This is a genomic window from Kitasatospora sp. NPDC033851, from assembly GCF_055576085.1.
Genome location: NZ_JBVIRL010000007.1, coordinates 324,007 through 342,809 on the forward strand (window position 1 = coordinate 324,007; position 18,803 = coordinate 342,809).

Below are 18,803 nucleotides of genomic sequence, written 5' to 3' on the forward strand. Positions count from 1 at the left end.
CTGTCGTATTCGCACCCTCAACCGGATATGGGACGAGGCGTCAAATCTGGAATACCTATCAATGGGCGGCTGGAATGAAACGGCAAGTCAACTTACGGCCCGTAGACCCTGGTTCGGTATTGTCGGATTTTGCCTGCTTCGTTCAGATTTCATACCGGGAATTCACGGCTGAGCCCCTCGCGACCGAGTCCAGTGCGACCGGCCCCATTGCGATCGGCCCCGCCGCGGGAGATCCGAAAGCCGCCAGCGGCAGCAGGTGCTGTCAGGACCGCGCCCACCGGGCCGGGATGGCCGCCCCGGGCCAACCGGTGTCGGGGCACCGTCACCCCGGGCACACAGCAGGGGAGATCGTGCGCTGATGACCATTGACCACGACAGTGTGCCGCGATCGGGCCTGCCCCTGGCCGGCCCACGCCGGCCGGGCACCGGGCTCCTCGACCGCCCGGCGGGATCGGCACACAGTCGGACGGTCCCGGCGCAGCGCCGGCACCGTGGGGCGGTCCGCAACCGGCTGGCCCTGCCGCTCGCCCTGGTCCAGGCCGACACCATCGCGCTGTTCTCCGCCACCGGCATCGCCAACCGGGCCGTCGACCCGTCCGCCCCGCTCGACCCCCTGCTCGGCGTCCCCGCGGTCCTGCCCCTGCTGCTCCTGCTCAACCTGGCCGGCGGCCTCTACCGGGCCCGGCTCACCCTGTCCGTCCTGGACGAACTGCCCGTCCTGGCCGCCCGGGCGGTGGTCGCCGCCGCCTTCGCCGTCACCCTGTCCGGCTGCCTGAGCGGCCACTGGCCCGACTACGGCCCGGCCGACCCGGCCCGCCTCACCGTCCTGCTCGGCGCCCAGCTGCTGGTCGCGACCGTCGGCCGCGCCGTCCTCTACCGCCTGGTCCGGCGGATCCGCCGCAGCCGCCCCAGCCCCGTCCTGGTGCTCGGCGCCGGCGGGCTCGGCCGCCGGATCGCCGCCGCCCTCGGCGAGCACGGCGAGTACGGGATGCGCCCGGTCGGCTTCCTGGACGCCGACCCGCCGCTGCTCGCCGGCGACACCGACCTGCCCGTCCTCGGCGGCCGCGAAGTGCTGGAGCGCGAGGTGCGCCGGCACCGGATCCAGCACGTGATCGCCACCGCCGGCGCCGGTGACGAGGCCGAGACCGCCGCCGCCCTGCGGGAGGCCACCCGGCTCGGCTGCCAGGTCTGGCTGGTGCCCGCGCTGCGCGAGTTCGGCTCGCTGCCCACCGCCCCGATCGCCGGCAGCGACCACCTGTGGGGCTTCCCCTGCCTGCGGGTCGGCCGCCCGGCGATGCGCCGCCCCGGCTGGGCCGGCAAGCGCGCCCTGGACATCACCGCCGCCGCGTTCGGCCTGCTGCTGCTCGCCCCCGTCCTGGCGCTCTGCGCCCTCGCCGTCCGCTTCGACACCGGCCCCGGCGTGCTCTTCCGCCAGCAGCGCACCGGGCTGGACGGCCGGGTCTTCACCGTCCTCAAGTTCCGCACCCTGCGCCCGAGCAACGAGCACGAGTCGGCGACCCGCTGGAACATCTCGCAGGACCACCGGATGGGCGCCGTCGGCCGACTGCTGCGCAAGAGCTCGCTGGACGAGCTGCCGCAGCTGTGGAACGTCCTGCGCGGCGACATGAGCCTGGTCGGCCCGCGCCCCGAACGCCCGTACTTCGTCATGCGGTTCGGCCAGGCCTACCCCGAGTACGCCGACCGCCACCGCGTCCCGGTCGGCCTCACCGGCCTGGCCCAGGTCAACGGCCTGCGTGGAGACACCTCCATCGAGGACCGGGCCCGGTTCGACAACCGCTACATCGAGAGCTGGAGCCTCTGGCAGGACGTCAAGATCCTGTGCCGCACCGCGGCCCTGATGCTCCACCCGGACGGGAGCTGACCCGCGTGGCCCTGACCCTTCCCGCCGTCCCGCACCCCGCCTTACGGAGGGCGCTGCCCGCGCTCGCGGACCGGCCCAGCCTGCTCGCCGCGGCCACCGTCCTGCTGGTCTGCGTGCCGACCGGCGAGAAGGACGTCACCGCCGCCGTCCACGTCACCGCCGCCGACCTCGCCTCGCTGGCGCTGGTCGCCCTCACCGCGCTGAACCTGCTGCGCGGGCGGCTGCCCGCCGTCGGCCGGACCACCTGCGCGCTGTTCGGCGGGATCGTGATCGCCGCCGCCGTCGCCACCGTCGGCTCGATCGACCCGGCCACCAGCGTCACCGGCTTCGTCCGGCTGGTCCAGGTCTTCGTGCTGGTGCCCGCCGCGGTGCTCTGCTCGCTGCGCGACCGCACCGACCAGCGCCTGGTCCTCGGCTCCTTCGTGCTCGCCGGGCTGATCCAGGGCATGGTCGGCGCGAAGCAGTACCTCACCCACACCGGTGCCTCCTACACCGGCGAGCCGATCCGGGCCGTCGGCACCTTCGGCGCGCTGGACGTCATGGCGATGTCCACGGTGGTCAGCTTCGGCCTGCTCGCCGCCCTGGCCCTGGCGCTCGGGGCCCGCGAGCCGAAGGTCGCGCTCGAGCGACCGGAAGCGAGTGGGGAAGGCGCCACACGGGGGCCTCGTGGCGACGCCCGGCTGCGGCGGTCGATGTTCGCCGCCGCCGCCTTCCTCACCTTCCCGCTCGCCGTCTCGTTCAGCCGCGGCAGCTGGATCGCCACCGGCGTCGCCGCCACCGTGCTGCTGCTGCGCGCCGACGCCCGGCTGGCCGTCCGCAGCGCCGTCCTCGGTCTGGCCGCCGCGGTCGTCCTGGTCGGCGGCCTCGGCCTCGGCGGTTCCGGCGTCACCAAGCGGGTCAGCTCGATCGGCTCCGTCTCCGCCGCCCCCGACCAGTCCGTCTCCGACCGCTACGACCTGTGGGCCACCGCCGGGCGGATCTGGCAGGACCACCCCGTCCACGGCGCCGGGCCCAAGGCCTTCCAGCAGCTGCGCGACAGCCACGCCCCGCTGCGGCTGTCCTCCGGCAGCGACGCCGCCGACCCCACCATCGGCTTCCAGCGCGAGCCGCTGCTCTCCCCGCACAACATGTACTTCCTGGTCCTCAGCGAGCAGGGCCTGATCGGCATCACCGCCTACGCGGCGCTCTTCCTCGCCCTCCTGCTCGGCTGCCTGCGCCGCTCCCGGGGCTTCGGCCTCGCGGCGCTCGCCCTGCTGACCTGGGTGCTGGTCGACTACCTGTACGCCGACATCGGCGGCACCACCACCGTGCTGACCTCCGTCGTCCTCGGCCTCGCCGCCCGCGCCGCCGCCGGGGAGGCGGACCTGTGACCACCGACCGGCCGGCCGCCCTGGCCTCCGCCCTGCCGGCCCCGCGCAGCGCGCCCGCCGAGCAGCCGGCCCCCGCACCCGACCCGGTGCCCCGGCGCGGCTTCCTCGCCAAGGCCTTCGGCATCACCGCCGTGCTCAGCGCCGCCGGCTCCGGCCTCGGCCTGCTGCGTGACCTCCTGCTGGCCCGCTACTTCGGCGCCAACCAGGGCACCGACGCCTTCCTGGTCGCCTGGACCGTCCCCGAGACGGCCGCGCCGCTGCTGATCGAGGACGCCATGTCCTTCCTCATGGTGCCCGCCTTCGCGCTCGCCCTGGTGCTGCGCGAGGAGGACCCGGACGCCCCCGACCCGGTCCGCCAACTGGCCCGCGCCACCCTGCCCTGGCTGCTGCTCGCGCTCAGCTGCCTCGCCCTGGCCGCCGCCCTCGGTGCCCCGCAGCTGGTCGAGCTGCTCGCCCCCGGCCTGCCCGACCCCGGCCTGGCCGTCACCTGCACCCGGATCACCGCGATCACCGTGCTGCCCTTCGGCGTGGCCGGCTACCTGGCCGCCGCGCTGCGCGCGCACCACCGCTTCACCGCCCCGGCCGGCATCTACGTCGTCTACAACCTCGGCATCCTGGCCGTCCTGCTCGGCTTCCACGCCTCCCTCGGGGTGCGCTCCGCCGCCCTCGGCGTCGCGGCCGGCAGCCTGCTGATGGCCGGCCTGCTGGTCGGCCCGTTCCTGCGCGGGCTGCGCCAGGGCCACCCCGGCAGCAGCACCGGCACCGGTACAGGCGGCGGCAGCGGCGCCGGCCGCGCCCGCCGTTCGCGCAAGGCGCTGGTGCTGATGCCGCTCGCGCTGCTGCCGGTGGGCGCCTTCACCCTGACCCGCCAGTCGCAGGTCTTCGTCGAGCGCTACCTCGGCTCGGCGCTGCCGCCCGGCACCATCTCGCACCTCAACTACGCCGCCAAGGTCTCCCAACTCGCGATGACGGCGGGCATCCTGATCTGCACCGTCACCTTCCCGCTGGTCGCCCGGGCGCTCGCCGCCGGAGACCTCGCCGGCGCCCGCGACCGGGTGGAGAAGGACCTCGGCCAGGCGGCGGCCGTCGTCCTGCTCGGCACCGCCTTCCTGATGGCCTGCGCCCCCTCCGTCGTCGCGCTGCTGTTCGAGCGCGGCGCCTTCGGCCCCCGCGACACCGCCGCCACCGCCGACGTCATCCGGGTGTACAGCTTCGGCCTGCCCGCCCAGGCGCTGATCGGCGTGATGATCCGGCCGTACTTCTCGCTGCGCCCGGTGGTCCGCCGGGCCGACGACCCCGGCACCGAGGACGGCCGCCGCCGGCTGCTGGACTGGTTCCCGGCCGCCGCGATGGTGCTCGGCCTCGGCGTCACCGTCGCCACCGGCCTGCTCGCCACGCCCACCTTCGGCGCCCTGGGACTCGCCGCCGGCAACGCGGCCGGCATCACCACCACCGCCGCGCTGCTGCTGCGCGGCCTGGTGCTGCGCGGCATCCCGCTACGGCTGCGCCGGGTCCTCGGCGGCCACGGCCGGCTGGTGGCCGCCGCCGCCGGGGCCACCGTGCTCGGCACCGCCGCCGCCGGACTGGCCGCCGACCCCCTGCTCTCGACCCTCCTCGGGGGCCTCACCGTGGCGCTGGCCTTCGCCGCCCTGGGCACCGGTCTCGGTGCCCACGAGGTGCGCGGTCCGGTCCTCGCCGCCGCCCGGGCCCTGAACCCGCACACCGTCGCCACCGTCGCCGAAGAAGGGAAGCGTCCCCATGGACAATGAACGGGGCACCGTTCGTTCGGCCCAGGCGGGCGTCAGCAACGCCTCGCCGCACCGGGCGCGACTGCCCAGGAGCCGTCACCCGGTCGGTGAACCGCCGATTCCCGGCCCCGCCTCACCGTGGATCCTGATGTACCACTCGGTGGCGGTCGAGAAGGAGGACCCCTACCGGCTCACCGTCAGCCCCGAGCGGTTCGCCGAGCAGATCGCCTGGCTGCACCGGCGCGGCCGGCGGGGTGTCTCGGTCCGCGAGCTGATGCGGGCCCGCGCCCTCGGCCGGGACGACAAGCTGGTCGGCCTCACCTTCGACGACGGCTACGCGGACTTCGCCCGGTACGCCGTACCGATCCTCCAGGCCTACGGCTTCACCGCCACCGCGTACGTGGTCGCCGACCTGCTCGGCCGCGACAACAACTGGGACACCGAGGGCCCGCGCAAGAAGCTGCTCACCGTCCCGGAGGTCACCGAACTCGCGGCCGCCGGCTGGGAGATCGGCTCGCACGGCCTCGGCCACCAGGCGCTGCCCGGCCTGCCGGCCGAGGCCCTCGCGGTGCAGGCCCGGGAGAGCCGGCGCCTGCTGGAGGAGGTCGTCGGCGGCCCGGTCACCGGCTTCTGCTACCCGTACGGCGCCGTCGACCTGCCCGCCACCCTGGCCATCCGCGACGCCGGGTACGACTACGGCTGCGCCATCGCGCACTCCCCGCTCACCGGCCGATTCGCCCTGCCCCGCTGCTACGTCGGCGACCGCGACGGCGCCTGGCGGCTGCGCGCCAAGAAGGGCCGGCACCGACTGCGCGACGCCCTCACCGAGCTGCGCCGCGCGCGCACGGCGCGCCCCGAGCGCCCCGGAGGCGAGCGGGCGGTCACGGAGCGTCGGCCGTGAGGGTGCTGCACATCGTCACCGGGCTCGCCTCCGGCGGAGCGGAGCGCCAACTCCACCTGCTGCTCCGGCACTTGCCCGCGCACCAGCAGTGCGAGGTGCTCGCCCTGACCAACCCGGGCGCGGTCGCGGCCGCCCTGCGCGCCGACGGCGTGACCGTCCACCACCTCGGCATGCGCGGCAACCGGGACCTCGGCGCGCTGCCCCGGCTGGTCCGGCTGGTCCGGGCCGGCCGCTACGACCTGGTGCACACCCACCTCTACCGGGCACAGCTGTACGGCCGGCTGGCCGCGCGGCTGGCCGGGGTGCGCGCGGTGGTCTCCACCGAGCACTCGCTGCACGCCGGGGTGATCGAGGGTCGCCCGGTCACCCGGGGCGTCAAGGGCCTCTACCTGGCGGCCGAGCGCCTCGGCTGCACCACCGTCGCGGTCTCCCGGCAGGTCGCCCAGACGCTGCGCTCCTGGGGCGTGCCGCCGGCCCGGATCGAGCTGATCCCCAACGGCATCGACACCGGCCGCTACCGCCTTCCACCCGTCGACCGGGCCGTCACCCGCCGTCGGCTGCGGGCCGAACTCGGCCTGCCGGAGGGGAGTTGGGTGATCGGCGGGGTGGGCCGGCTGGTCCCCGGCAAGCGCTTCGAGGTCCTGGTCGAGGCACTCGCCGAACTCGACCCGGCGACCCGGCTGGTGCTGGTCGGCGAGGGTCCGGAGCGCGCCGCGCTGGAGCGCCGGGCCGCCGCACTCGGCGTCCGGGAGCGGCTGGTGCTCACCGGCGAGCGCGACGACGTGCCCGAGCTGCTGGCCGCCCTGGACGTGCTGGCCGCGCCCTCCACCGCGGAGACCTTCGGCCTCGGCGTCCTGGAGGGCCTCGCGGCCGGGCTGCCGGTGCGGCACAGCGCCTGCCCGGCGCTCGACGAACTGCCGCCCAGCGCCGCCCCGCAGGCTCGCCGGATCCCGTCCGAGCCCGCCGCCTACGCCGGTGCCCTGCGCGACCTGCGGCACCTGAGCGAGCACACCGCCGACCCGCTGCCGTACCCGCCGGCCGTCGGCCACTACGACATCGCCCGGGTCGCCGCCGACCTGGGCGCCCTCTACGACCGGCTGGCCCGCGCTTGACCGCCCGCCACCGCCGGAACCGCCGTCCCATACCCAAGGAGCCACACCCATGACCACACCGCGCCGAAGCGCCCGCCGCCTGGTCCGCCGCTGGTGGCCGGTGGCGCTCGCGGTTCCGTTGGGCGCCGCGGCCGGCGCCGGGTACGCCGTCGTCTCGCACCCCTCGTACGCCGCCAACGCCTACGTCCTCGTGGTCCCGCAGAACCCCGGCGAGGCCGCGACCGCGACCAACTTCGCCCAGGCGTACGGGCGGCTGGCGGGCCAGCCGCAGGTGCTCGCGGTGGCGGCCGCCGAGACCGGCCACACCCGGGCCGAGCTGGAGTCCCTGGTGCACGGGACGACCTCCCCGGACGCCCCGATGATCGAGATCACCGGCACCGGGACGCGCGCCCAGGAGGCCGCCCGGACCGCCGACGCGGTGGCCCGCTCGCTGGTCGCCTTCGCCAACACCAGCAGCAAGGACACCAACGTCCGGCTGGTGACGCTGGCCCCGGCCGCCGCGCCGGACACGCCGACCACACCCTCCGCCAAGCTGGACGTCGCGGTCGGCGGCGCGGCCGGACTGCTGCTGGGCGCGCTGGCGATGATGACCCGCCGCCGGGGCGAGGCCGAGGCACCGCAGGCCGCCGAGGGCACCGGGACCCCGCAGACCCCTGCGGCCGCCGGACCGGCCGAGGCCCCGACGACGCCGCGCCCGCGCAGCGAGGACCAGCCTGCCAAGGCCGGGCCGGACACGAAGGCCCACGCCGTGAAGGGCAGCACCGTGAAGGGCAGCAGCGCGAAGGGCAGCACCGCGAAGGCCGACGCCGTGAAGGCCGCCACCGCGAAGAGCGACGCCGTGAGGAGCGACACCCGGAAGGCTGACACCGCGAAGGCCGCCGCCGCCGAGGCCGAGCCCGAAGCGGCGGAGGAGCCCCCGGCCACGGAGAAGCCGACGGCGAAGGAGAAGTCGGCGGCCAAGGAGAAGAGCGCGGCCGGGAGCGGCCGATGAGCACCGAGACCCGCAGCGCAGGCCGCCCGGCCCGGTCGGCGGCGTCGTCCTGGACCACCGAGCTGCGCTGCGAGGACGACGCCCTGGACACTCTCGCCGAGGAGTGGGACGACCTGGCCGCCCGCTGCCGGACCGCCACCTTCTTCCAGGCCGCCGCCTGGCAGCGCTCCTGGTGGCGCCACTACGGCCGCCCGGGCGGCCTGGTCGTGGTGCTGGTCCGCCGGGACGGCCTGCTGGTCGGCGCGGGCGCCTTCCGGCGTCGCGGCGGCCCCTTCGGCGGCCTGACCGGCCTGGGCGCCGGGCTGGCCGACTACACCGACGTCCTGCTCGACGACGAGTGCGCCGACCGGGCCGCCGCCGAGTTCGCCGCCGCGCTCCCGCTCACCCGACCGTGGCACTGGCTGGAGCTGCGCGAGGTCCACCCCGAGGCGGCGGTGCAGCGGGTGTACGCGCACTGGCGCGGCGACCGCCGCCGCTTCGAGGACTCGCTCTGCCAGTACTTGCCGGCCGTCCCGATGGAGCGGCTGCTCAAGCGGCTGCCCGGCAAGACCGCCCAGCGCAGCCGGGTGAAGCTGCGCAAGATCGCCGAGGCCGGGGTGCAGGTCCGTTCGACGCCGCCGGCCGAGGTGGCGGAGGCGCTGGAGGAGTTGCTGCGGCTGCACTTCCTGCAGTGGCAGGTACGCGGTGTGACCCCGGAGCACCGCACCGAGCGGTTCGCCCGGCACCTGACCGAGTCCACCACCGGCCTGGTCGCCACCGGCAGGGCCGCCGTCCACCAGTTCCACCTGGACGGCCAGGTGGTCGCGGTGAACCTGCTGCTGCTCTGCCCCTCCTTCGGCGGGCTGTACCTCTACGGCGCGCACCCGATGCTGCGCGAGCGGCTGGACATCGCCGGGCTGCTGTTCGGCGCGGCACTGGACGAGACGGTCGGCGCGGGCATCCCGCTGCTCGGCCTGCTGCGCGGCCAGGAGCCGTACAAGCAGCGCTGGCGCCCGGACCGGCTGCCCAACCAGCGGCTGCTGCTGGGCCCGTCGGGGCCGGCGCCGGCGGCGCTCGTCCGGGCCGGGGCGGTGCGCGCCCGGCAGGCGGCGGCGCACCAGCTGCGCACCCGCTTCCCCAGGCTCAAGGAGGCGCTGCTGGCCCGCCGCCGCAGCTGACCGTTCAACGCCGGGTGGGCGTCGGACCGGCTGACGGGCTCGCGGCCGGGCCCGTCGGCGGCGTTGCGGTCGCGGTCGCGCTCGGCCGGACGGTCGCGGTCGGCAGCGCCGGAATGCTCGGCACCGCGGGTACGGTCGGCACCGCCGGAGCGGTGGGCGCCGGGGGCGCCGTCGGCACCACGGCCGGCGCCCCCTTCGACCCGGACATCAGCTGCTTGAACCGCGCCGCCGAGCGCGGGTTGCTGCCGCACTGGAAGAAGCCGTGCGGGCAGTAGTCGGTGACGGTCTGGTAAGCGGTGTCGTGGGTACGGATCCAGTCGACCATCCGCTGGACGAACTCGGGGTTGTCGCCGTTGCGGAACAGCCCCCACTCCGGGTACGAGACGGGCTTGCCGCGCTTGGCGGCGAACTCCACCTGGTCCTGCAGGCCGTACGGCTCGCGCACGTAGTCGTCGAAGGTGCCCCCGGCGGGCTGGTCGTAGCTGTCCATGCCGATGATGTCGACCACGTCGTCGCCGGGGTAGCACTTGGTCCACGGGATGGCGTCCGGGCCCCGGTTGGGGGCGAAGTCGAAGCGGAACCGCTGCCCGGGCACCGAGCGCATCACTCCGACGATCCGCCGCCAGTAGGCCTTCCACGCGGAGGGGTCGGGCTTGCAGCGGTGGGTGTAGGTGGTGCCGTTCATCTCCCAGCCGACGGTGAGCACGGTGTCCGCGCCACCCAGCGCGACCAGCCGTCGGGCGAGCTTGAGGAAGTGCGCGTCGTAGTCCCCGCGCGCGCCCTGGGCGAGCAGCTTCGCCACCTCGCCGTCCGGCACGTTCTCCTCGTTGGGCACCAGCATCGGCACACCGAGCACGAGCAGCCGGGACGGGTCGGCCAGCCGCCACTGCGACCACATGCCGAGCACCACCGGGTCACCGTCGATGTCGGCCCAGCCGTTGCCGGCCAGGTAGGTGTGGCCGACCTGCAGGTTCGCGTCGCCCAGCCACTGGGCGTACCGGCCGATCTGCGGGATGTAGTTGTCCCAGGAGCCGACGAAGGCGCCGAACGGCGGCTCGTGCTTCGGCCGCTGGGCGGGCGGGCGGGGGGCGGCGCCGCGCGGGTCGAAGGCGTCCGAGGAGAGGGCGCGCCGTTCGGTCTGGCTGAGCGGAGTCCCGGCCGGGACGCCGACCGTGGCCATCAGCAGCAGGGCGGCGGCGGCCAGCGTCAGGCGGCCGATTCGCATGGTCTCTCCTCCGACGTCGCGTGGGAGGGGCGCCCGGTCTCGGCGTGGACGGACCGTGGCGCCCCGCTCGCCGACAGTAGGGCCGCCGGAGGACAGAAAAGCCGAATGTCACCCTAAAGTGGGCGATATTCGAACGCCGTCTGCCGCAATGGCCGCCGACCGGCCGCCGTGTATCAGATCTGTAACGGTCCGACCGGGCCCCGCGGCCCGGCCCGCCCCGCCCCGCGGAGCGGCCGGGGAGCCGACGACGCAGGTGGGCGGGTGGGCGTGCGGGCGGGGCGCGCGCGGCCGGGCGCGCGGTTCGCGGTACGGGCGGGGCCCGGAACCGGGCTGACTCGCGTGCCCGGCGAAAGGTACGCTCCGGCCGTGTCCCGGAAGCCGCTGCGTGTACTGACCCCCCGCTCGATCCTGCCTGCCCTGGCGGTGATGCTGGTCCTTGCGGCCGGCGCGGCGGCCCACGCGAACAAGCCGGTGCCGTTCGGCGACCGGGTGGCGGGGCCGGGCGACGCGGAGGCGACGCCGGTGAACTCCGAGTCGCTCAGCGCGGCCGACCTGGACCTGCGGGTGGGCCCGGGCCTGGAGGCCTTCCACAAGCAGACCGGCGAGCAGGCCTGGTCCTACCGCCGCGAGGGCGCCGAGGCGCTCTACCTGGCGATGGCCGGGGACAACGCGATCGTGGTCTGGGACGACGGCATCGTCACCTCGGTGCGCCCGGGCGACCACGAGGTGCGCTGGCACCGCGCGGTGCCGGGCCTGGCGGACTGGCTGCGCGGCGACGGCGAGCCCGGCGCCGACAAGCGGACCGACGCCCAGCGCAAGCAGCTCGCCAAGCAGCGGGCCGCGGCCGCGCTGCACCCCGTCCAGCGGAACGGCTCGCCCTGGCTGGCCCTGATGACCCCGAACCTGACGATGGGTCTGCGCGACGCCGACGGTGACCTGCGCTACAACGACAAGCCGGCCAACGGCTGCGCCTTCGACCCGCTGCGCGCCGTGCACACCGACTACGCCGTACTCATCCCGCGCACCTGCACCAACAGCAGCGGGCAGGCCGTCTCGGGCGCCATCACCGGCTACCGGCTGGACAGCAACGGCTGGGCGATGAGCACCGGCCCGGCCGCGACGGTCAAGGTGCTGGACGCCAGCCGGGTGGAGATCACCGACGGCCCGGTCATGCCGCCCAAGGTCTTCGACACCAAGGCGGCCGCGCCCGAGACGGCCTGCGGCACCCTCGACGTACCCTTCGCCGCCGTCCGGCCGCAGGGCAACTGCGTCGACCCGTCGGCGGCCCCGGCCGCGGACGCCCCGGCGGCTCCCACGGCCCCGGTGGCCCCGGCCGCGACCGACGCCCCGGCCGCTCCGGACACTCCCGCCGCGACCGATGCCCCGGCCGCGACCGACACCCCGGGCCCCTCCGCTCCGGCGGATGACCAGCCGGCCGCGCAGCAGCCGTAAGCCGGCGGGTACCCCGGGGCGGTAGTACCCCCGGGGTGTTTCGTGCGGCCCGGTAGACTTGCCGTCATGGCTATCTCCTCCGGGCAATAGCGGGCGGCGGCGCCCAGTGTGCTGCGCCGACCGCCGATGAAAGCCCCTTTCCGCTCGCCCGGCCCCGGGTCCCCGCCCGGCCGCCCGCCCACGTCCCAGGAGTAGTTCCCAGCCATGATTTCCGCCAACGCCCTCGAGCTGCGCGCCGGTGCCCGGATCCTGATCGAGTCCGCGAGCTTCAAGGTCGCCCCGGGCGACCGGATCGGCCTGGTCGGGCGCAACGGCGCCGGCAAGACCACGCTCACCAAGGTGCTGGCCGGCGAGGGTATGCCCGCCGCCGGGACCGTCACCCGTTCGGGCGAGGTCGGCTACCTCCCGCAGGACCCGCGCACCGGCGACCTCGACGTCCTCGCCAAGGACCGCATCCTGTCCGCCCGTGGCCTCGACACCGTGCTGAAGAAGATGCGCGAGAACGAGGAGCGGATGGCGAACGGAAAGGGCGCCACCCGGGACAACGCGATGAAGAAGTACGCCCGGCTGGAGACCGAGTTCCTCACCAAGGGCGGGTACGCCGCCGAGGCCGAGGCCGCCACCATCGCCGCCGCGCTGGGCCTGCCGGACCGGATCCTGGCCCAGCCGCTGCACACCCTCTCCGGTGGTCAGCGCCGCCGCGTCGAGCTGGCCCGGATCCTCTTCTCGGACTCCGACGTGCTGCTGCTCGACGAGCCCACCAACCACCTGGACGCCGACTCGATCGTCTGGCTGCGGGACTTCCTGAAGACCTACAAGGGTGGCTTCATCGTCATCTCGCACGATGTCGACCTGGTCGAGACGGTCGTCAACAAGGTCTTCTACCTGGACGCCAACCGCTCCGCGATCGACGTCTACAACATGGGCTGGAAGCAGTACCAGCAGCAGCGCGAGGACGACGAGAAGCGCCGCAAGCGCGAGCGGGCGAACGCCGAGAAGAAGGCCGCCACCCTCAACGCGCAGGCCGACAAGATGCGCGCCAAGGCCACCAAGACGGTCGCCGCGCAGAACATGGCCCGCCGCGCCGACAAGCTGCTGTCCGGCCTGGAGCAGGTCCGGATGAACGACAAGGTCGCCAAGCTGCGCTTCCCCGACCCGGCCCCCTGCGGCAAGACGCCGCTGACCGCCAGCGGTCTGTCCAAGTCCTACGGCTCGCTGGAGATCTTCACCGACGTCGACCTGGCGATCGACCGGGGCTCCCGGGTCGTCGTGCTGGGCTTCAACGGCGCCGGCAAGACCACCCTGCTGCGGATGCTGGCCGGAGTGGAGCAGCCGGACACCGGCGAGGTGATCCCGGGCCACGGCCTGAAGATCGGCTACTACGCCCAGGAGCACGAGACCCTGGACCCGGACCGCACGGTGCTGGAGAACATGCGCTCCTCGGCGCCCGACACCGACCTGGTGCAGATCCGCAAGATCCTCGGCTCGTTCCTGTTCTCCGGCGACGACGTCGACAAGCCGGCCGGGGTGCTCTCCGGCGGTGAGAAGACCCGTCTGGCGCTGGCCAGCCTGGTGGTCTCCTCCGCCAACGTGCTGCTGCTCGACGAGCCCACCAACAACCTCGACCCGGCCAGCCGTGAGGAGATCCTGGGCGCGCTGCGCGAGTTCTCCGGCGCTGTCGTGCTGGTCACCCACGACGAGGGCGCGGTCGACGCGCTCCAGCCGGAGCGGATCATCCTGCTGCCGGACGGCGTGGAGGACCTCTGGAACCCGTCCTACGCCGATCTGGTCTCGCTGGCCTGACCGGAAGTAGACGCGGCATCCGCTTTTCGGACCAGAAAAACTAGTCCTTACGGCGTGTCCGGGAATGAAGTAGACCCGGATTCCGTTTAAGGACTTCCCGTCGGCCCGCCACTCGATCGTGGTCGGGCCGACGCTGCTGATCAGCCCTTTCACGGCGAATGGCGGTAACCGCCCGGGGGCGTGCACTCTGCGTGAGCGCCCTGATGCGCTCGGATCACCACCGCAGGACCGCGCATTTCCGGCATCGACCTTGTCGAATGGGTGGCCAGGACGCGGTGGATGGGTGATCATGGGAATCTGACCGAGCAACGCTACGAGGAGGCACGGGTGGCCGAGACTCTGAAAAAGGGCAGCCGGGTGACCGGTGCCGCGCGTGAGAAGCTCGCGGCCGATCTCAAGAAGAAGTACGACTCCGGGGCGAGCATTCGCGCTCTCGCGGAGGAGACCGGTCGTTCGTACGGCTTCGTGCACCGGATGCTGAGCGAGTCCGGAGTGATCCTCCGGGGCCGCGGCGGTGCCACGCGGGGCAAGAACAAGGCGACTGCCGGGGCCGGTTCCTGACGGTTCGTCAGCTATTGGCTGGATGACGCGGCGGCAGGGCGCCGACTGAGGAGACGGCAGCTGACCGACAGCTGGACGTGTGCCCTCGGGTCGTGTGGACCGGCCGCCGATCGTCATGTCCGGGGCGCCGTCCGCCCCCGTCCTCCTTTCCTGCGGGCCCGGTCGATCTTTCCGGGCCGGGCCCCCTGCCCTCGCGCGTCCAGTTTTGTTACTCTCCGGTAGCCACATCCCCCGCCACCGGAGGTCCCCGCATGACCGCCCCCGCCACCGACCCGCAGGCCCCGAGCTGGGAGCGGGACGGCGTCCGCCTGGAGATCGAAGGCGAACTCGCCGTCGTCACCCTCTGTCAGCCCAAGCGGCGCAACGCGCAGTCGCCCGCCCTCTGGCGCGCGCTCACCGACGCCGGCCGTGACCTGCCCGGCAGCGTCCGGGTCGTCCTGCTGCGCGCCGAGGGCGTCTCCTTCTCGGCCGGGCTGGACCGGGCGATGTTCACCGCCGAGGGCATCCCGGGCGAGCCCAACTTCCTGCAGCTCGCCGCGGCCAGCGACAAGGAACTGGACGACACCATCGCCTCGTACCAGGAGGCCTTCACCTGGTGGCGCCGCCCCGACCTGATCTCCATCGCCGTCGTCCAGGGCCACGCCGTCGGAGCGGGCTTCCAGCTGGCCCTCGGCTGCGACCTGCGGGTGGTCGCGGAGGACGTCCAGTTCGCGATGAAGGAGACCGCACTCGGCCTCGTCCCGGACCTGGCCGGCACCAAGCCGCTCACCGAACTCGTCGGCTACGCCCGCGCGCTGGAGATCTGCGCGACCGGCCGCTGGGTCGGCGCCGAGGAGGCCGCCGCGATCGGGCTGGCCAACCTGGCCGTGTCGGGCGCGGAACTGGACGCCGCCGCCCGTGACCTCGCGGCGGCCCTGCTGGCGGCTCCGCGCGGCGCGGTGATCGAGACCAAGGCCCTGCTACAGGGCGCCGCCGGGCGCTCCTTCGAGGAGCAGCGCTCGGCCGAACGGGTGGCGCAGGCCCGTCGGCTGCGGGAGCTCGCCGGGATCGGCGACTGACCCCGCATCGTTCGACCGCCCGTCTCTGATCGAAGGCCTGCCCCCAAGGATGTCCGGGGCGGGCCTTCGGCGCTTCCCGGGTCCGTTGCGGGGTCCGTCGCGGGGTCGGGCGGGCGCCGGGCGGGTGCCCTTCGGCGGGCGCGGAACGTGGCGAAATGCCAGAGTTGGGGAGGTTTGCGATATAGCTGGAGCCGTACGACGGGAGATATGCCCATGCCTGACACTCCGACGCCCGCGACCCTGCACAAGAACGCCGGCGGCGCCCCGACCCCCGGCCCGCCGCCGGGCGCCTCCGGCGGAGCGAAGCCGGTCGAGGAGCGCGGCCGTACGGCGCTGGCCGTCGGCGTGGTGGAGAAGATCGCCGGGATGGCCGCCCGGGAGGTCCCCGGGATCCACGCGCTGGGCTCCGGGCTCGCCCGTACGTTCGGTGCGATGCGGGACCGGGTGCCCGGCGGCAGGCCGAGCGTCGGGCGGGGCATCAAGGCTGAGGTCGGCGAGCGGCAGACCGCCATCGACATCGCCCTGGTGGTCGAGTACGGCGTCGTCATTCCCGAACTCGCCCGCCAGGTACGGGAGAACATCATCAACGCGGTCGAGCGGATGACCGGCCTCGAGGTCGTCGAGGTCAACATCGCGGTCAACGACGTCCACCTCCCGGACGAACCGGAGTACGAGGAGGAAGAGGAGCCGGCGTCGGCGCCGGGGCAGCGCCCCAAGCTCAAGTAGCGGGCACGGCCGAACGAGGCAGCGAAGCACGAGGCACGGCCGAACGAGGCAGCGCGGAACGAGGGAGCAGCGGATGAACCTGGCCATCGTCGGCCTGGTGGTGGGCATGGCCCTCGGCTTCGCCGGGTACTTCGGGGGGTTCGCGGCGTTCCTGCTGGTGGGTGCGCTCGGGCTGGTCGGCTTCGTGGTCGGGCGGCTACTGGAGGGCGACATCGAGCTGGGCGAGCTCGGGGACCTGCTCCGCGGCCGCGACCGGCGCCGCTGATGGCGGCCTCTGCCTCCGGCCCGGTCCCGTTCTCGGGGCGGCGGGGGCGGCTGCGGGTCGCCGACCGGGTCTACGCCCGGATCGCGGCCCGGGTGGCCCGGGAGGTGCTGGCCGGCGCGTGGCCCGCCGGGCGGGTGAAGGGGGCGCCGCCGCGCGTCTCGGTGGCGGTGCCCGGGAGCACGGTGACGGTCCGGGTCGAGGTCGAGCTGCCCTTCCCTGCGGATGTGGCGGGGTTGGCCGTGGCGATGCGGGAGGCGATCGCCGCGCGGGTGGTGGGGCTGACCGGGACCAGCGTGTCGGACGTGGTGATCGTGGTCGAGAAGCTGGTGCCGGGGGGAACCTCATGAGCGACCTGAGGACCGAGGCCGTCGAGGGGTCGGCCGACGGGGTGGCCGACGGAGCGGGCTCGGGGAGGGTGCGAAGGCTGCGGGCGCCGCGGACGGTGGCTGCCGCGCTGGTGGCGACGGGCGTGCTGGTGGTCGCGGGGGCGCTGCTGTACGACGTGATCGCGGTCCGGGCCGGACAGCCGGCCCGCAGGTGGCGGGCGCAGATCGTGGACGAGCTGGCGACTCGGCACCTCGACGACCTGTGGGTGCTGGTGGGAGCCGGGGCGGCGGCGCTGCTGGGCGGGTGGCTGCTGTGGTTGGCGATCGCGCCCGGGCTGCGGCGGTGGCTGGTACTGCGGCCGTACGGGGGCACCTCTGCGGCCGTCGACCGGGCCGGGATCGGGCACCTGCTGGCGGACCGGGCGGCGGCATTGGCCGGGATCGACCACCTGCGGATCCGGGTCGGGCGGCGGGGGGTCCGGGTCTCGCTGGCCGGGCCGGCTGATCCGGCGTCGGTGCAGCGGCAGTTGCGGGAGGAGTTGGATCGGGTGGGGTTGGCGCGGCCGTTGCGCTTGGACGTGCGGACGGCGGGTGGGCGCCGGGCGGGTGGGGACGCGGGGAAGGGCCCGGAGTCGGACGGCGCTGCGGCGGAGGGCCCGGCGGCGGAGGCAGGGGCGGGACCGGGGGTGGCCGGATGAGGCGGGTGATCGTCAACCGGGTGCTGCTGGGCGCGGTGGGGGTGGTGCTGCTGGGTGTGGGGGTGCTGGTGCTGGCGGGCGGGCTCGACCTGTACCGGCGGTTGGGCGTGCATCCGCCGGAGTCGTGGCCGCTGACGTCACCGGACCAGCCGGTGGTGAGCGCGCGGACGCGCGGGCGGTGGGTGTCCTCGACGTGGTGGTGGCCGACGGTGATCGGCGGGCTGGCCGTGCTGCTGGTGGGCATGGTGTGGTGGCTGGTGGCGCAGCTGCGGCGCACCGGGCTGTCGAGCATCGCGGTGCCCACGCCGGGGGTGAGCGGGCTTCGACTGCGGGTCGGCGCACGGGCGTTGGAGGAGGCGCTGGAGACCGGGACGGCGGTGCTGCCCGAGGTCGAGCGGGCGGGGGTCCGGCTGGTCCGGGCGCCCGGACACCCGCGGTTGCGCGGGGCGGTGCGGTTGACGCCGGGAGGGGACCCGGCCGCGCTGGTGGAGCACTTCGAGGACGGGCCCCGGGCCGATGCGTGCCGCAGCCTCGGGCTGCCGGAGCTGCCCGCGGACCTGCGGATCCGGGTGTTGCAGGCCGCCCCCGCCGAGCCGCGGCACCGGCGGACTCGGCGGCGGCGGAGGCAGTCGAGGGTGGAGTGATCGAGGGTGGAGCAGGGGTCCTGGGGGTGGGTCAGAGGGTGCGGAGGGCGCCGCCGTCGACGGGGACCATCAGGCCGGTCAGGTAGGAGGCGGCGGGGGAGAGCAGGAAGGCCGCGACCTTGCCGAACTCCTCGGGGGTGCCGTAACGGCCGAGCGGGATACCCGCGCTGGCGGAGGCCCGGGCGGCCTCCGGGTCGGCGGCGAGGGAGTCCAGTTCGCGGACCCGGTCGGTGTCGATCCGGGCGGGGAGCAGGCCGACCACCCGGATGCCGCGGGGGCCGAGCTCGTCGGCGAGGGCCTTGGCGGCCATGGCGAGACCGGGACGCAGGCCGTTGGAGATGCCCAGGCCGGGGATCGGCTGGCGGACCGAACTGGAGAGCACGAAGCCGATCACACCGCCGTCGGAGAGGGTGGCGGCGGCCGCGCGGGCGAGGCGGAGGGCGCCGAGGAAGACGGATTCGAAGGCGTCGCGCCAGGCCTCCTCGGGGGTCGTCTCGACCGGGCCGGCCTGCGGGCCGCCGACGCTGATCAGGATGCCGTCGAGGCGGCCGAAGTGCTGCCGGGCCTCGGCGAGGAGGCGCTCGGGGGTGTCGGGGGAGGCGTTGTCGGCGACCAGGCCCCGGGCGGTGCCGAGGGCGCCGAGTTCGGCCACGGCCCGGTCGACGGCTTGCCGGGTGCGGCCGCTGACGAGGACGCGGGCGCCGTCGGCGGCGAGCTCGCGGGCGGCGGCGAGGCCGAGGCCCCGGGTGGCGCCGGTGACGATGTAGGCCTTGTCTTTCAGTCCGAGATCCATGAGGGACATAGTGCCGGGTGGGGTCGCGGGCCGGAGAAGGGGATGGTCGTTCCGGGGGCTGGCGTTGACGTCCGGGGGAACGTTTACGGTC

18 protein-coding genes are annotated in these 18,803 nt (G+C 74.7%); 16 read left to right on the top strand and 2 right to left on the bottom strand.

Going from position 1 to position 18,803, the window contains the following annotated elements; all coding sequences use genetic code 11:
- Window positions 1-358 precede the first annotated feature (358 nt).
- Genes ACZ51D_RS16910 through ACZ51D_RS16940 form a run of 7 tightly spaced genes read left to right on the top strand, consistent with a single transcriptional unit; the run spans window position 359 to window position 9,161 of the window.
- Entirely contained in the window at window positions 359-1,882 is a 1,524-nt protein-coding gene (locus tag ACZ51D_RS16910; protein WP_465662657.1) for an exopolysaccharide biosynthesis polyprenyl glycosylphosphotransferase, read from the top strand.
- Between the two features lie 5 nt (window positions 1,883-1,887).
- Window positions 1,888-3,252, top strand: a complete 1,365-nt coding sequence (locus ACZ51D_RS16915; protein ID WP_465662659.1) for an O-antigen ligase family protein — start codon at window positions 1,888-1,890, stop codon at window positions 3,250-3,252.
- On the top strand, window positions 3,249-5,021 hold the full coding sequence (locus tag ACZ51D_RS16920) for a lipid II flippase MurJ (RefSeq protein WP_465662662.1): 1,773 nt from the start codon (window positions 3,249-3,251) through the stop codon (window positions 5,019-5,021). The genes ACZ51D_RS16915 and ACZ51D_RS16920 overlap by 4 nt, the downstream gene beginning before the upstream one ends.
- Window positions 5,011-5,901 carry a polysaccharide deacetylase family protein gene (locus ACZ51D_RS16925; protein WP_465662664.1) on the top strand — a complete coding sequence of 297 codons (891 nt, stop codon included), beginning with the start codon at window positions 5,011-5,013 and terminating at the stop codon, window positions 5,899-5,901. The genes ACZ51D_RS16920 and ACZ51D_RS16925 overlap by 11 nt, the downstream gene beginning before the upstream one ends.
- Entirely contained in the window at window positions 5,898-7,013 is a 1,116-nt protein-coding gene (locus ACZ51D_RS16930) for a glycosyltransferase (protein WP_465621120.1), read from the top strand. Before ACZ51D_RS16925 ends, ACZ51D_RS16930 begins: the two co-directional genes overlap by 4 nt.
- A gap of 49 nt (window positions 7,014-7,062) precedes the next feature.
- The gene (locus ACZ51D_RS16935) at window positions 7,063-8,004 is read left to right on the top strand and encodes a Wzz/FepE/Etk N-terminal domain-containing protein (protein WP_465662666.1); all 942 of its coding nucleotides are present in this window, start codon (window positions 7,063-7,065) and stop codon (window positions 8,002-8,004) included.
- Window positions 8,001-9,161 carry a GNAT family N-acetyltransferase gene (locus ACZ51D_RS16940; RefSeq protein WP_465662668.1) on the top strand — a complete coding sequence of 387 codons (1,161 nt, stop codon included), beginning with the start codon at window positions 8,001-8,003 and terminating at the stop codon, window positions 9,159-9,161. The genes ACZ51D_RS16935 and ACZ51D_RS16940 overlap by 4 nt, the downstream gene beginning before the upstream one ends.
- 4 nt (window positions 9,162-9,165) lie before the next feature.
- Here ACZ51D_RS16940 and ACZ51D_RS16945 read toward each other — a convergent pair whose 3' ends face one another.
- The gene (locus ACZ51D_RS16945; protein ID WP_465621123.1) at window positions 9,166-10,386 is read right to left on the bottom strand and encodes a glycoside hydrolase family 26 protein; all 1,221 of its coding nucleotides are present in this window, start codon (window positions 10,384-10,386) and stop codon (window positions 9,166-9,168) included.
- A 366-nt stretch (window positions 10,387-10,752) separates the two neighbouring features.
- Between ACZ51D_RS16945 and ACZ51D_RS16950 the strand changes: the two genes are divergently transcribed.
- From ACZ51D_RS16950 to ACZ51D_RS16990, 9 genes are all read left to right on the top strand, one after another.
- Window positions 10,753-11,838, top strand: a complete 1,086-nt coding sequence (locus tag ACZ51D_RS16950; protein WP_465662670.1) for a hypothetical protein — start codon at window positions 10,753-10,755, stop codon at window positions 11,836-11,838.
- A gap of 204 nt (window positions 11,839-12,042) precedes the next feature.
- Window positions 12,043-13,641: an ABC-F family ATP-binding cassette domain-containing protein gene (locus ACZ51D_RS16955; protein WP_360499645.1), complete on the top strand. Its 1,599-nt coding sequence runs from the start codon at window positions 12,043-12,045 to the stop codon at window positions 13,639-13,641.
- Between the two features lie 327 nt (window positions 13,642-13,968).
- On the top strand, window positions 13,969-14,202 hold the full coding sequence (locus ACZ51D_RS16960; protein WP_030059940.1) for a helix-turn-helix domain-containing protein: 234 nt from the start codon (window positions 13,969-13,971) through the stop codon (window positions 14,200-14,202).
- A 251-nt stretch (window positions 14,203-14,453) separates the two neighbouring features.
- Window positions 14,454-15,260, top strand: coding sequence for an enoyl-CoA hydratase/isomerase family protein (locus ACZ51D_RS16965; RefSeq protein ID WP_465621127.1), 807 nt, complete (start codon window positions 14,454-14,456; stop codon window positions 15,258-15,260).
- Window positions 15,261-15,473: 213 nt separating this feature from the next.
- On the top strand, window positions 15,474-15,986 hold the full coding sequence (locus ACZ51D_RS16970) for an Asp23/Gls24 family envelope stress response protein (RefSeq protein WP_360499648.1): 513 nt from the start codon (window positions 15,474-15,476) through the stop codon (window positions 15,984-15,986).
- 73 nt (window positions 15,987-16,059) lie between these two features.
- Window positions 16,060-16,251: a hypothetical protein gene (locus tag ACZ51D_RS16975; RefSeq protein ID WP_360499650.1), complete on the top strand. Its 192-nt coding sequence runs from the start codon at window positions 16,060-16,062 to the stop codon at window positions 16,249-16,251.
- Window positions 16,251-16,598 carry an Asp23/Gls24 family envelope stress response protein gene (locus tag ACZ51D_RS16980; protein ID WP_465662672.1) on the top strand — a complete coding sequence of 116 codons (348 nt, stop codon included), beginning with the start codon at window positions 16,251-16,253 and terminating at the stop codon, window positions 16,596-16,598. Before ACZ51D_RS16975 ends, ACZ51D_RS16980 begins: the two co-directional genes overlap by 1 nt.
- Entirely contained in the window at window positions 16,595-17,275 is a 681-nt protein-coding gene (locus tag ACZ51D_RS16985) for a DUF6286 domain-containing protein (RefSeq protein ID WP_465662674.1), read from the top strand. The genes ACZ51D_RS16980 and ACZ51D_RS16985 overlap by 4 nt, the downstream gene beginning before the upstream one ends.
- Window positions 17,272-17,919 carry an Asp23/Gls24 family envelope stress response protein gene (locus tag ACZ51D_RS16990; protein ID WP_465621131.1) on the top strand — a complete coding sequence of 216 codons (648 nt, stop codon included), beginning with the start codon at window positions 17,272-17,274 and terminating at the stop codon, window positions 17,917-17,919. Before ACZ51D_RS16985 ends, ACZ51D_RS16990 begins: the two co-directional genes overlap by 4 nt.
- A 31-nt stretch (window positions 17,920-17,950) precedes the next feature.
- Here ACZ51D_RS16990 and ACZ51D_RS16995 read toward each other — a convergent pair whose 3' ends face one another.
- Window positions 17,951-18,712, bottom strand: a complete 762-nt coding sequence (locus ACZ51D_RS16995) for an SDR family oxidoreductase (RefSeq protein ID WP_360499658.1) — start codon at window positions 18,710-18,712, stop codon at window positions 17,951-17,953.
- Window positions 18,713-18,803: the final 91 nt, after the last annotated feature.